The sequence below is a fragment of the Brucella daejeonensis genome (assembly GCF_014199265.1).
In the GTDB taxonomy this organism is placed as follows: domain Bacteria; phylum Pseudomonadota; class Alphaproteobacteria; order Rhizobiales; family Rhizobiaceae; genus Brucella; species Brucella daejeonensis.
The window spans coordinates 418903-432183 of sequence record NZ_JACIJG010000001.1; the positions used below are offsets into that span (position 1 = coordinate 418903).

Here is a 13281-nt window from a genome sequence, read left to right on the forward strand (position 1 = left end):
AATCCGGCCTCTCTTCGCGAAGCGGGAATTGCCCCGGTGACGGCACTTTTCCCGCGCGGTTCTTGACAGGCTCCGATGCTCCGGCCCAAACATGCACCCAGGATATATATGGTTGCAGGAGACAGGCTGTCCATGACCGATCAGGAAAAGCCCAGCCGGGAAAAAACGGAAATTCAGACCGGAGCCATGCGCGAGCTCCTTTCCATTCTCGATCTGGAAACGCTCGAGGTCGATCTTTTCCGCGGCAACAGCCCGCAGGTCGGCTGGCAACGGGTGTTCGGAGGGCAGGTGATCGGACAGGCGCTGATCGCGGCGCAGCGCACGGTCGATCCGCAGCGTCACGTCCACTCTCTCCATGCCTATTTCGTGCGGCCCGGCGATCCGGCAATACCCATCATCTATGAGGTGGACCGCATTCGTGACGGTTCGAGCTTCACCACGCGACACGTTCTGGCCAAGCAGCACGGCAAGGCGATCTTCTCCCTTTCCGCTTCGTTTCAGGTTGACGAGGGCGGGCTCGACCATCAGCGCCCTTTGCCGGAAGGACTGCCGCAGCCCGAGCAGCTTGTCGGCGAACGCGAACTCAAGGAACAATATCTTCATATGGCGCCAGCCAATGTGCGCAAATACTGGGAGCGCGAACGGCCCATCGAAATCAAGCCGGTGTCGCTTACGCATTATTTCTCTCGCGAGAAGCTTGAGCCGGTCCAGCACGTCTGGGTCAGGGCGACCGGCATCGTCCCCGACGACCGCGCGCTTCAGGCGGCCATCCTTGCCTATCTTTCGGATATGACCCTGCTCGATACTTCGCTGCATCCCCATGGCCGCACGATTTTCGACCGGGACCTTCAGGTTGCCAGCCTCGATCATGCCATGTGGTTCCATCGTCCGTGCAGGCTGGACGACTGGCTGCTCTATACGCAGGACACGCCGAGCGCTTCCGGCGCGCGCGGCTTCAATCGAGGTGCGTTCTATACGCGTGACGGCGTCTTGATTGCATCGGTAGCCCAGGAAGGATTGATCCGTGTGCACGATAAGCAGAAATGATCATTTATTAATCGCACGCTGTGAATCTGTATAAATTTTAGGCATTTTATGGCGGTGGCGTCGGGTGCGCATCTGATTGGCGCCGCCCATTGTTTCGGCTAATCCGGTCCGCAGATGCATTGATATCGAAAAAATCGTCGATAATTTACAGCTTTCCGTCAATTGGCATGAATTTTGTTTCTCTCTGTTTGAACCGGCCTATTCAGCGCAGTCGCGTTTGAAGCCGCCATTCGACGGAGATATTCGATGCTCATAACAGGAAGAAACAAGCAAACGGCATTGGCGGCCCTGCCTGTGCTTTTCGCGATGGCCGGAACGGCAATGGCGCAGGACGCGTCCACGCCTGCGCTTGATACGGGCGATACGGCCTGGATGCTGACTTCAACCGCGCTCGTGTTGATGATGACCATACCGGGGCTGGCGCTGTTTTACGGCGGCATGGTGCGCAAGAAAAACGTGCTGTCGGTCGTGATGCAGAGCTTTGCCATTACCTGCCTCATGTCCATTCTCTGGATGGTTGCAGGTTACTCACTCGCCTTCACCGATGGCGGTTCGCTCAACTCCTACATTGGCGGTCTTTCCAAGGCATTCTTTTCCGGCGTGACCATGGAGTCGCTGAGCGGAACCACCCCGGAATATGTGTTCATCACTTTCCAGATGACCTTCGCCATCATCACGCCCGCGTTGATTGCCGGTTCCTTTGCCGAACGCCTGAAGTTTTCTTCCATGCTGGTCTTTCTGACCCTGTGGCTGTTCATCGTCTATATTCCGGTCGCGCACTGGGTCTGGGGCGGTGGCTTCATGGCATCTGACGGTGTGCTCGATTTCGCCGGCGGTACGGTCGTTCATATCAATGCCGGTGTTGCCGGTCTTGTCGCAGCACTCATCATCGGCAAGCGCGACGGATATGGCCACACCAACATGGCGCCGCACAATCTCGTCCTGTCGGTTATCGGCGCTGCTCTCTTGTGGGTGGGCTGGTTCGGTTTCAATGCCGGTTCCGCCGTCGGAGCCAATGCGCTTGCGGGCGTCGCGATGCTCAATACGCAGGTCGCGACCGCAGGCGCCGCCCTGGCCTGGATGTTCGTGGAATGGGCGATTGCAGGCAGGCCGAGCGTTCTCGGCATCATTTCGGGTGCTGTTGCCGGCCTTGTCGCCGTCACGCCCGCTGCCGGTTTCGTCAATCCGATGGGTGCGCTCATTATCGGCATTGTCGCCGGTGCGATCTGCTACCTTGCGGCGGTGAAGATCAAACATGCGCTCGGTTATGACGATTCGCTCGACGCCTTCGGCGTACACGGCGTGGGCGGGTTTGTCGGTGCGGTGCTGACCGGGCTCTTTGCCGATGCCACGATCAATTCGGCGGGCGAGGGCGCGACCATGGGCAAGCAGTTCCTGGGTGCGGCCATCACTGTCATCTACACGGCTGTCGCGACTGCGATCATTCTCTATGCGGTCAAGGCCATTATGGGGTTGCGTCCCAGCAAGCAGGCCGAAATCGAGGGCCTCGATATCGCTTTGCACGGCGAGTCCGTTCAGTAGAACGGAGTTGTCCAAGAAGAAAAAGGCGCGGGAAACCGCGCCTTTTTCATTTCTCAGGCGGGATCCGCCGTCGGCGGCCTGCATGGTTAATGGGGAATTAACCATCCGGCGATTAGGATCGGGCCGATTCAGTGTGCCCGGAGCATTTCCGTTCCAGTGCGCGTATAAATTCGGTTCGGGACAGGCTATATGCGGCAAGGATATTCGCCATCATACCCGCTGCGTGACGAGCGGATTACGGAAGACAGGCTGAAACTGGCCAATCTTTTCCGCCGGCAGTTCTATATTCTGTTCGGGTTGGCGCTCCTGGCGCTTACCGGCATGGCGGTCGGTGCGCTGGCTACCTGGAATGTCGCCGATCCGAGTTTCAGCCACGCAACCGACAATCCGGTGACCAATGCCCTTGGCTATCCGGGCGCCGTATTCTCCGATATTGCCATGCAGTTCTTCGGACTGGCGAGCGTCCCCGCCCTTTTGCCGCTCGCCGTCTGGTCGCTCCTTTTGATGACGCGTGGCGGCATAGGTCGCGTGGCGAAGCGCGGTTTCGCCTGGCTTGGCGCGGCATTGCTGTTTGCGGCGATAGCGAGCTGTTTCGCGGTTCCCCAAAGCTGGCCGATGCCAATCGGTCTCGGTGGCGTATTCGGCGACATGCTCCTCAGATTTCCGGGTCTTTTCATCGGCAGCTTTCCGCAGGGCGCCATCGCTTCGGGCATCGCGCTCGTGCTCCTGTTTCCCGCTCTCTGGCTCTGCCTTTTTGCCAGCGGCATCGTGGGGCGTGGGGCGGGCATCGTCAATGCCGCGCCGCGTTCGGCGCGTGGCAATGCGGCGGAAGACGATTTCGCCGCCAATGACGAAGATGACGAAGCTTCTGCCGGTGGCGGTTTCCAGTTTGTCGGCGCGCTGACGCATCTGGCCCTGACCACGAGCGCGAATTTCAAGCGCCTGACGGGTATTGGACGCCGCCGCGCCCGCGAGGATGATATGCGCGTTGTGCGCCGCAGCGCGGAAGCGCGCAATGCATCGCGCCGTGAACCCGGTTTCGGAGCGCCTGCCGCTGCCGATGACGAACCGCCTTTCGACATTGACGATATGGATGACGGCGCGCCGCTCGCCGGTCAGGAATGGCACGATGCGCCGCCGCCCCGCAGCCGCAAGGCTCGCGTGGAACAGGCCGCGCCGTCGCCGAAGCCCGGCCCGCGCGCCCAGCGCGAGGCACAGCCTTCCTTCCTCAAGGATAGCGGTGTCTTCGAAATGCCGTCGCTGCATTTCCTTGCCGAGCCGAAGCTGGTCCAGCGCGATCCCGCGCTTTCCAAGGATGCGCTCGAACAGAATGCGCGCCTGCTCGAAGGCGTGCTGGAAGATTTCGGCGTGCGCGGGGAAATCATCAATGTGAAGCCCGGTCCCGTCGTGACGCTTTATGAACTGGAGCCTGCGCCGGGTATCAAGTCTTCCCGTGTCATCGGCCTTGCTGACGACATCGCCCGTTCGATGAGCGCGATTGCGGCGCGCGTGGCAGTCATTCCGGGACGCAACGCCATCGGCATTGAATTGCCGAACCCGAAGCGTGAAATGGTCTACCTGCGCGAAATGCTGGCAAGCCGCGATTTCGAGCAATCCAAGGCGAAACTGGCGCTTGCGCTCGGCAAGACCATCAATGGTGAACCGGTGATCGCCGACATTGCCAAGATGCCGCATGTGCTTGTGGCCGGCACCACCGGCTCGGGCAAGTCGGTGGCGATCAACACGATGATCCTGTCGCTTCTCTATCGCATGACGCCGCAGGAATGCCGCCTGATCATGATCGATCCGAAGATGCTGGAACTTTCCGTCTATGACGGCATTCCGCATCTCCTGACCCCGGTCGTGACCGATCCGAAAAAGGCCGTCGTCGCGCTCAAATGGACCGTGCGCGAGATGGAGGACCGCTATCGCAAGATGTCGAAGGTGGGCGTGCGCAACATCGACGGTTTCAACCAGCGTGTCGGCGTCGCACAGAAGAAGGGCGAGCCGATTGCCCGGACAGTGCAGACCGGTTTCGACCGCAATACCGGCGAGGCGATCTACGAGACGGAAGAGCTCAACCTCGAACCGATGCCCTATATCGTCGTCATCATAGACGAGATGGCCGACCTGATGATGGTCGCCGGCAAGGATATCGAGGGTGCTGTCCAGCGTCTGGCGCAGATGGCGCGTGCCGCCGGTATCCATGTCATCATGGCGACGCAGCGTCCGTCGGTCGATGTCATTACCGGCACGATCAAGGCCAACTTCCCGACCCGTATTTCCTTCCAGGTCACGTCGAAGATCGACAGCCGCACCATTCTGGGCGAACAGGGTGCGGAACAGTTGCTCGGCCAGGGCGACATGCTGTTCATGGCAGGTGGCGGGCGCATCCAGCGTGTGCACGGCCCATTCGTCGGCGACGACGAGGTGGAGCGCATCGTGCAGCATCTGAAACTTCAGGGGGTGCCGGAATATCTCGATGCCATCACCGAGGATGAGGACGACGACGAGGGCGGCAGCGGCCCGGCTGGAACCTCCAATATGGAAGATTCCGACGACCCCTACGATCAGGCCGTCGCCGTTGTCCTGCGCGATAAAAAGGCATCGACATCCTATATCCAGCGCCGTCTCGGCATCGGCTATAACCGTGCCGCCTCGATCATCGAGCGCATGGAAGAGGAGGGTATCGTCGGCCCCGCCAATCATGCCGGAAAGCGCGAAATACTGGTGCCGACAGAAGACGAATATTGAATGGCCATACTCGCGCCAAACTGGCGGACTAATTGAATAGCATGATCAAAAGAGAAAGTTTGTCGATGATACTCTTCCGTTTGTCCGCGTTTGCAAAAGCTGGCCGTCTCGCCGCCGTGCTGGGCATAAGCGCATTGGCGGGAGCTTTGGGCATGGCGCTACCGGTCCTGACGCCCGCCGTGGCGCAGGCGCAAGGGGCCGGCGCCGCGGCGCAGCAGATCGCGGATCATTTCTCGTCCGTTCGCACCATGACGGGTGAATTCGTGCAGTTCGGCCCCAAGGGCGAACAGACGGGCGGCACGTTCTATATCGAGCGTCCGGGCAAGATTCGCTTCAACTACAACAATTCGCCGATCCGCGTGATCTCGGATGGCGAATCGGTGGTCATCAACAATCGCAAGCTCGATACGTGGGATCTTTATCCGCTTTCGAAGACGCCGCTGAAGCTGCTTCTCGCGGACCGGATCGACCTTGGCGGCGGACGTCTCCAGAATGTGAAGCAGGAGCCGGATATGACCACGCTCGTGCTGGGTGACAAATCGGTCTTCGGCGATTCCAGAATCACGATGATGTTCGATCCCAAATCCTACGAGCTGAAGCAGTGGACGATCACCGACGCACAGAAGCTCGACACGACGGTGATGATCTTCAACGTGCGCAGCGGCGTGCGTTTTACGGACGATATGTTCAAGATCGATTACCAGCGCATCGCCATGAAGCGCAAAGGTCGGTAGTTGTCATCATTGTAATGTGCGGCGTGTTTGCATTTGCCGGATAAATGATTAGGTTCGCGGCGTCCTGTCAAAAGTCGCGAGTCCTTCCCATGGCCTTTTCTGTTGCTACCTGGAACATCAATTCCGTTCGGTTGCGTATGCCGCTGGTCGAGCAGTTTCTGCGCGACTATCAACCGGATGTTCTGTGCCTCCAGGAAACGAAATGCCCCGACAACCTGTTCCCGTTCAAGGGCTTTCGCGCGCTCGGTTATGAGCATATCGCGATCAGCGGCCAGAAGGGCTATCATGGCGTGGCGACTGTTTCGAAGCGCCCGCTGGACGGCGTGGAGAAGATCGGATTTTGCGAGATGGGCGATTGCCGGCACCTGAGCGCGGTGGTCGAGGCGGGCGCCAAAAAGCTCCGCATCCATAATTTCTATGTTCCGGCGGGGGGCGACGAGCCGGACCCGCAGATCAATCCGAAGTTCGCGCACAAGCTGGCTTTTCTGGACGAAATGCGCGCCATTGTCGCCGACCGGCAAGACGGACATTCATCGGTTCTCGTTGGCGATCTCAATATCGCCCCGCTCGAAAACGATGTCTGGTCGCACAAGCAATTGCTCAAGATCGTCAGCCACACGCCGGTTGAGACCGAAACGCTGGAGGACTTGCGCATCAAGGGCGGCTGGAGCGATCTGATGCGCCAGATCATCCCCGCCGAGCAGAAGATTTATACCTGGTGGAGCTATCGCGCCAAGGATTGGGCCGAATCGGATCGTGGTCGCAGGCTCGACCACATCTGGGGTTCTGCCGATCTGGAAGGCCATATGCAGGGCTTGCAGATCCTGCGCGACGCACGCGGCTGGGATCGTCCGTCCGACCATGTGCCGGTCATCGCCACATTCAATCTGAACTGAATGGGATTTTCCTGCGAATCAGTCGTCGCTGACGAGGCGCGGCGCGACTTTTTCTATATCGCCGATAAGCTGAAGCAGGCTTTTGCTGATATGCGTGTGCAGCGCGGCTGCCGCATCCGGATATTCTTCTAGAATGCGCCGGAAGATGCTGCGGCTGATGCGGATAACTTCCGTTTCCTCTTCAGCGAGAGCGCCTGTCAGGCGCGAAGCCTGGGCGATCAGCGCCATTTCGCCGATCATTGCGCCAGGACCTACGGAGCGGATCGTGACCCGCCCTTCTTCGCTATCGTGAAACAGCGTGATATTGCCGGAGACTATGACGTAACCGCAATCCGCACTCTGTCCCTCGCGGAAAAGCTCACGCCCCGCCCTGAGGACGAGACGTTCTGCACCGAAGGCGAGCAGGCGCAATTGTTCGGGCGTAAAAGACCCGAACAGACCTACGGAACCCAGAATGCGTATATCGTCGTCAAGCGCCATGGATCGTCAATACACCTGCACCGGGCGCTGTCCATCATGGGACAAGCTTGTATCCCCCGCTTTCTGTAACCAGAAGCGCCGCATTGGACGGGTCCTTTTCGATTTTCTGACGCAGACGGTAAACATGGGTTTCCAGCGTATGCGTGGTGACGCCTGAATTGTAGCCCCACACTTCTTCAAGCAGGACGTCGCGTCCGATGACCTTGTCGCCGGCGCGATAGAGATATTTGATGATTGCCGCTTCTTTCTCGGTCAGGCGAATCTTGCTGCCTTTTTCATCGATAAGCAGCTTCTGGCCCGGCTTGAAAGTATAGGGACCGACGATGAAGGTCGCGTCTTCGCTTTGTTCGTGCTGGCGCAACTGCGCGCGTACGCGCGCCAGAAGAACCGCGAACTTGAAAGGTTTGGTCACATAGTCGTTGGCGCCCGATTCGAGGCCGAGGATCGTGTCCGATTCAGTATCGTGACCGGTGAGCATGATGATCGGGGCCTTGAAACCGCCCTTGCGCAGAAGCTTCACGGCTTCGCGTCCGTCCATGTCCGGCAGGCCGACATCCATGATGAGCAGGTCCACGACGCCGTTTCGTGCGGTCTGTATGCCCTTGGTGGCATTGTCTTCCTGCAATATCTGGAATTCTTCGCACAGCTCCAGCTGTTCGACGAGGATGGAACGGAGATCTTCGTCATCGTCCACAATCAGTATCGTACGGCCTGTCATGCCTGTCCTCGTTAATCTTTGATTTAAATGGCTCTTGGTGTTTTATGGCATTTAATCGGGTTAAGTTGAAGCGGCGAAAGAGATTTCGCTCTCGTCGCCAACATGCATGACACGGAGGCGGGGACTTGGCCAGATACGAAATTAGCCGGGGTGTGGGCATTATCGACGTACGGGCCAAACCGGGCCATAGGACCCGTGGCTTGCTTGTTGCGGGCAATCTGGTGCTGGAATGTGCTCTTGGCAAGGGGGGAATCAGCGCTTTCAAGCGCGAAGGCGACGGTGCGACGCCTCTCGCCACCATGCGGCTGCTTTATGGATACCGCCGTGGGGACAAGCGATCACTGCCGTCGTCGCGCCTGCCATTCCATCGTGTGCGCCGTCTGGACGGGTGGTGCGATGCGCCTTGCGACCCGAACTACAATCGCCCGGTACGACTGCCCAGCGCGGCGAGCCACGAGGATATGTGGCGGCGCGACGATCTTTACGATATCTGCATCGTCATGGACTGGAATATCGCGCCACGCCGGCGCGGATGCGGCAGCGCGATCTTCTTTCATCTGGCGCGACCGGGCTATACGCCTACCGAAGGCTGCATAGCATTGAAGCGCGCCGATATGGCGCGCCTCCTGCCTCATCTGACGGACCGGACGGTAATCCGCGTCCTCAGGTGATCCGCGGGCAGGGCGGGCACCCGGCTGGCTTCGTTGCGGGCGCATCCTGCCATTTCAGGTGCCGTTTCCGTCAGAGCGGCAGGTTCCAGAGCGTGATCCCAAAAAGTGGGAGCCGGTTTTTGGAAAAAGATCATGCTCAAACAAATAGTCAGACCGGGATGGTGATCCGACTTAAAATCATCCCGCTCTAATGCGCGGCCACTATCCTGACTTCGTTGCCATTGGCATCGTATAGTTTTCCGTTCAGAAAATAGTCTCCGTCATGCAGTTCGGAAATGTTCTGGTGACGGATGATGCGTTCGGTTCCTTCCGAGAAGACCGACATGCGGTCGCTATTGCCGAAGCTGAATTCGTTGAACATCAGATTGAGTGCTATTGCCATCAATGCCGCCGAGCTGATGCCGGAATGGAAGATGGTTTCGAACCAGGTCGGAAACTGATGGTAGAACTGCGGCGCGGCAATCGGGATCATGCCGAAGCCGATCGAGGTCGCGACGATGATCAGGTTGATATTGTTTTCGTAGTCCACCTTCGACAGGGTGCGGATGCCGCTGGCGGCAACGGTTCCGAATAGCACGATGCCCGCGCCGCCCAGAACGGCCGGAGGAACGCAGGCGATCACGCGTCCCATCACCGGCAGGAGACCGAGCGTGATGAGTATCAGTCCTCCGGTTGCCACGACATAGCGGCTTTTTATGCCCGTTACCGCGACAAGACCGACATTTTGCGCGAATGCGCTTTGCGTGAAGGAGCCGACGACGGGCGACAGGATGCTGGAAAGCATGTCCGCGCGCAGCCCGTTGGCCAGGCGACGGGAATCGACCTTTGTGCCGATGATTTCGCCTACCGCCAGAATGTCGGCGGAAGTTTCGACAAGCGTGACCATGATCACGATGAACATCGACAATGTGGCGGCAAGGCTGAAGACCGGCATACCGAAATGAAAAATTTCCGGCATTGCCATGATCGAACCTTCGCTTACCCGCGAAAAATCGGTCATGCCGAGCGCCCAGGCGATAGCCGTGCCGATAACCATGGCGAGCAGGATGGAAAGCCGTGAGATCGTGGCATTCCCCATCTTGCTGAGAATCAGGACGATGATCAGCGTGAGTCCCGCCAGACCGATATTGGCCATGCTGCCGAATTCGGGGCTGCTGCTGTCGCCGCCCATGGCCCAGCGCGCCGCGACGGGCATCAATGTCAGGCCGATGGTGGTGATGACGATGCCGGTCACGAGCGGCGGAAAAAAGCGCGTGATGCGCGAAAATATCGGCGTGATGACAAGGCCGATCGCCGCGGCGGCGATAACTGCGCCAAGGACGACCTGCAGTCCGGCTTCGCCCGACTGGCCTGATGTGACGATGGCGACCATGGTGGCGACGCCGGAAAAGGAAACACCCTGAACCAGCGGAAGCTGGCAACCGAAAAACGGTATGCCGATGGTTTGCAGGACTGTGGCGACGCCGCCTGCAAACAGGGAAGCTGTGATCAGAAGGCCGATTTCGGCCGGGCTGAGGCCCGCCGCCTGACCGATGATCAGGGGGACCGCGACAATGCCGCCATACATGGTCAGCACATGCTGGAAACCATAGGCAAGATTGGCGCCGGCTGTCAGTTTTTCATCTTCGGGACGCAAAACAACGTCCGCCCCGGACTGGTGCGTATTCAATGCTACTCCCTCCCGGCAGGCAATGGGCGGTCGCCCGCCTGCTCTCTCCGTTCTCCCTGCGCGAAATCCGTCCGGCAACGGTGTTCGATACCGCCCGACCGACGACAGGATGCGCAATGTCTCCTCCAAAGACATGTCGCAGGAGTATAACCGGAGCCGCCCGGATGACTGTGTGTCTTTTGATTGAAATTGTTTTCGATGCGAAAGCGCTAATCGGTCCCGCTCTTCAGACCCCTGCGGCCTGATCGCGAACCGCTTTCATCGCATCGCGCAGCACGGCGAAAATATAGGGTTCCAGTGATTGCGCCACATTGAAACGCAGAAAACTGCCTGCCGACCGCGACGGGCTGAAGACGTCACCGGGCGCCAGAACCACGCCTTTTTCAAGAGCATGACGGGCGATGCGACCGGAGTCCAGCCCCGCCGGCAATTCCGCCCACAGGAACATGCCGCCTTGCGGTTCTGTCCACAAAGTGAGGCCTTCCGCTTTCAGGCGATTGGCGGTGAGCGTCATCGCATCGGCAAGCTTGGCGCGCAGGCTCTCGACATGGCGGCGATAGGTTCCGTCGGTCAGGAGAACGTGCACGATCTGCGGCGACAGCGCATTGCCGCCGAAACTTGTGGCGAGCTTCAGGTCGGTCAGCCCGTCGATCCAGTCGCGGCGTCCGGCAATATAGCCGATGCGCGCCGCCGCGGAGAGCGTCTTGGAAAAGCTGCCGATATGGAGCACGCGATCGAACCCGTCGAGTTCGGCAAGGAGCGGCGCGGGCGAAGGATGAAAATCCCCGAAAATATTGTCCTCGACGAGTGTAATGCCATGCGTTTCCGCAAGTTTCAGCAGACGGTGCGCGGTTGCCGGTGTCATCGAGGCGCCGGTTGGATTGTGAAGCCCGGCGTTGGAAATATAGAGTTTGGGCGCATGTTCGGCGGCGATCCGGGCAAAGGTTTCCAGGTCCGGGCCGATTGGGGTATAGGGAATGCCGACGAGCTTCACGCGGTGCGTCAGGAGAACCGCCTGAAAGTTGAAATAGCACGGATCGTCGACCAGAACGGTATCGCCCGGCTGCAACAGATAGCGGCAGATAAGATCGATGGCATGGGTGCCGGAATCGGCCAGCAATATCTCTCCGCTCGAAATATCGATGCCCTGTTCACCCAGCCGATGGGCGAGATGCTGGCGCAGTGGGCGAAAGCCGAGCGGTTCGCCATAGGTGGCAAGATTGCTCGTTTCGCTGCGGGCAACAGTGCGCATCGCGCGGCGGATAGCATCCTGCGGAAGCCACTCGTCGGGTAGCCAGCCGCATCCCGGTTTCAGCGCGCCATCGTCCGCTTCGAGCGATTGCCGCATGACCCAGAACGGATCGATCTGCCGTTCCCTGTGCGGCGTACCGGCGGCAAGCGATAACGGCTGGCGAACCCGCTCGGAAACATAAAAGCCCGCACCCCGCCGCGACTGGATGATGCCTTCCGCCACCAGCCGGTCATAGGCCTCGACCACGGTCGATTTCGAAACATTCATCGTTTCGGCAAGGCGGCGGATGGACGGTAGCCGCGCGCCCGGCGCAAGGCTCATCGCCGAAATACGTCCGCGAACGATGCTCATGACCTTGTCGACGAGCGGGATTTTTTCGCCTGCGCTTTCTCCGGCGCTCCCCGTTCCTTCGCCCGCATAGGCGGCTTCAACAGCTTCCAGGCTGCGTAACAGGCCCGTCGAAATCATCTGTACCACCCTTTGTATCAGTACAGTTTGCCAGAATTGTCCAAAACTGTCTCTGATTGTTTCGGCAGTTTCACGACATTGTCCCAAGAATCCATATACGATTTAAGAGAAAGCCGAAAAGACACAATGCATAAGAATGTTGGGAACAAGACTGCGGGATGGGTCAACGGGTTTTTGGGCGTATTGATTTTTTCAGGATCGCTACCGGCAACGAGGCTGGCGGTGATCGATATCGATCCAACCTTCCTGACAATGGCGCGCGCTTCGATTGCCGGTGCGCTGGGGCTGGCGCTCCTGCTTGCCTTTCGAGAACCTTTTCCGCGCCGCAACGATGCCATTTCGCTGATTGTGGTCGCGCTGGGCGTGGTGGTCGGTTTTCCACTTCTTACGGGCCTCGCCTTGCAGCACATGACATCGGCCCATGCGATTGTCTTCATCGGACTGCTGCCGCTTGCAACCGCTATCTTCGCGGTCCTGCGCGGCGGGGAGCGCCCGCGTCCGATGTTCTGGCTGTTTTCGGTAGCGGGAAGCCTCATTGTCGCTTCCTATGCCTATGGGCAGGGAAGCCGGTCCACCGTGCTCGGCGACGCGCTGATGCTCGCTGCGGTCATCGCCTGCGGTCTCGGCTATGCGGAAGGTGCGAGACTTTCGCAACGGCTCGGCGGCTGGCAGGTGATCTGCTGGGCGCTGGTGTTCTCCCTGCCGGTCATGCTGCCGCTCACCGCCATGACACGCCCGCAGACATGGGCCGGAATCGGTACTCCGGCCTGGATAAGCCTTGGCTATGTCTCACTATTCTCGATGCTGATCGGCTTTTTCTTCTGGTATCGCGGTCTGGCGCAAGGCGGTGCGGCCACGGTCGGCCAGTTGCAGCTTCTCCAGCCCTTCTTTGGGCTTATGTTGGCTGCCGGTATTGCGGGAGAACCCGTCAGTATGGGCATGGTCGCGACGGCAGCGGTGGTCGTCATCTGCGTGGCGGGTGCCAAGCGGTTTGCTTAACCAGAGCATGATCCCAAAAAGAATGAGTTTAGACCCTAACACTACAGTTGC

The 13281-nt window shown here is 59.3% G+C and carries 11 protein-coding genes; 7 read left to right on the forward strand and 4 right to left on the reverse strand.

Going from position 1 to position 13281, the window contains the following annotated elements; translation table 11 throughout:
- The first annotated feature begins 132 nt into the window (after nucleotides 1–132).
- The 5 genes from tesB (at nucleotide 133) to xth (ending at nucleotide 6973) form a co-directional block, all read left to right on the forward strand.
- On the forward strand, nucleotides 133–1047 hold the full coding sequence (gene tesB, locus FHS76_RS01970; RefSeq protein ID WP_183647283.1) for an acyl-CoA thioesterase II: 915 nt from the start codon (nucleotides 133–135) through the stop codon (nucleotides 1045–1047).
- A gap of 246 nt (nucleotides 1048–1293) precedes the next feature.
- Complete coding sequence (locus FHS76_RS01975) at nucleotides 1294–2589, forward strand: ammonium transporter (RefSeq protein WP_183647286.1); 1296 nt, start codon at nucleotides 1294–1296, stop codon at nucleotides 2587–2589.
- A 189-nt stretch (nucleotides 2590–2778) separates the two neighbouring features.
- Entirely contained in the window at nucleotides 2779–5343 is a 2565-nt protein-coding gene (locus tag FHS76_RS01980) for a DNA translocase FtsK (RefSeq protein WP_183647289.1), read from the forward strand.
- Nucleotides 5344–5408: 65 nt separating this feature from the next.
- Nucleotides 5409–6077 carry an outer membrane lipoprotein carrier protein LolA gene (locus tag FHS76_RS01985; protein ID WP_183647292.1) on the forward strand — a complete coding sequence of 223 codons (669 nt, stop codon included), beginning with the start codon at nucleotides 5409–5411 and terminating at the stop codon, nucleotides 6075–6077.
- Between the two features lie 89 nt (nucleotides 6078–6166).
- Complete coding sequence (gene xth / locus FHS76_RS01990; protein ID WP_183647295.1) at nucleotides 6167–6973, forward strand: exodeoxyribonuclease III; 807 nt, start codon at nucleotides 6167–6169, stop codon at nucleotides 6971–6973.
- 18 nt (nucleotides 6974–6991) lie between these two features.
- Here the strand turns inward: xth and FHS76_RS01995 are convergent, their stop codons facing one another.
- Together FHS76_RS01995 and FHS76_RS02000 are read right to left on the reverse strand one after the other, a co-directional pair.
- Nucleotides 6992–7453 (reverse strand): cyclic nucleotide-binding domain-containing protein, encoded by a 462-nt coding sequence (locus tag FHS76_RS01995; RefSeq protein WP_183647298.1) that lies wholly within the window; start codon nucleotides 7451–7453, stop codon nucleotides 6992–6994.
- A gap of 34 nt (nucleotides 7454–7487) precedes the next feature.
- Complete coding sequence (locus tag FHS76_RS02000) at nucleotides 7488–8171, reverse strand: response regulator transcription factor (RefSeq protein WP_183647301.1); 684 nt, start codon at nucleotides 8169–8171, stop codon at nucleotides 7488–7490.
- Nucleotides 8172–8296: 125 nt separating this feature from the next.
- Here FHS76_RS02000 and FHS76_RS02005 point away from each other — a divergent pair, with 125 nt between their 5' ends.
- Entirely contained in the window at nucleotides 8297–8842 is a 546-nt protein-coding gene (locus tag FHS76_RS02005; protein WP_183647304.1) for a L,D-transpeptidase family protein, read from the forward strand.
- Nucleotides 8843–9029: 187 nt separating this feature from the next.
- Here FHS76_RS02005 and FHS76_RS02010 read toward each other — a convergent pair whose 3' ends face one another.
- The gene (locus FHS76_RS02010) at nucleotides 9030–10511 is read right to left on the reverse strand and encodes a nucleobase:cation symporter-2 family protein (RefSeq protein WP_183647307.1); all 1482 of its coding nucleotides are present in this window, start codon (nucleotides 10509–10511) and stop codon (nucleotides 9030–9032) included.
- Nucleotides 10512–10737: 226 nt separating this feature from the next.
- Nucleotides 10738–12231: an aminotransferase-like domain-containing protein gene (locus FHS76_RS02015; RefSeq protein ID WP_183647311.1), complete on the reverse strand. Its 1494-nt coding sequence runs from the start codon at nucleotides 12229–12231 to the stop codon at nucleotides 10738–10740.
- Nucleotides 12232–12357: 126 nt separating this feature from the next.
- Between FHS76_RS02015 and FHS76_RS02020 the strand changes: the two genes are divergently transcribed.
- Complete coding sequence (locus tag FHS76_RS02020) at nucleotides 12358–13230, forward strand: DMT family transporter (protein WP_183647314.1); 873 nt, start codon at nucleotides 12358–12360, stop codon at nucleotides 13228–13230.
- The last annotated feature ends 51 nt before the right edge of the window (nucleotides 13231–13281 follow it).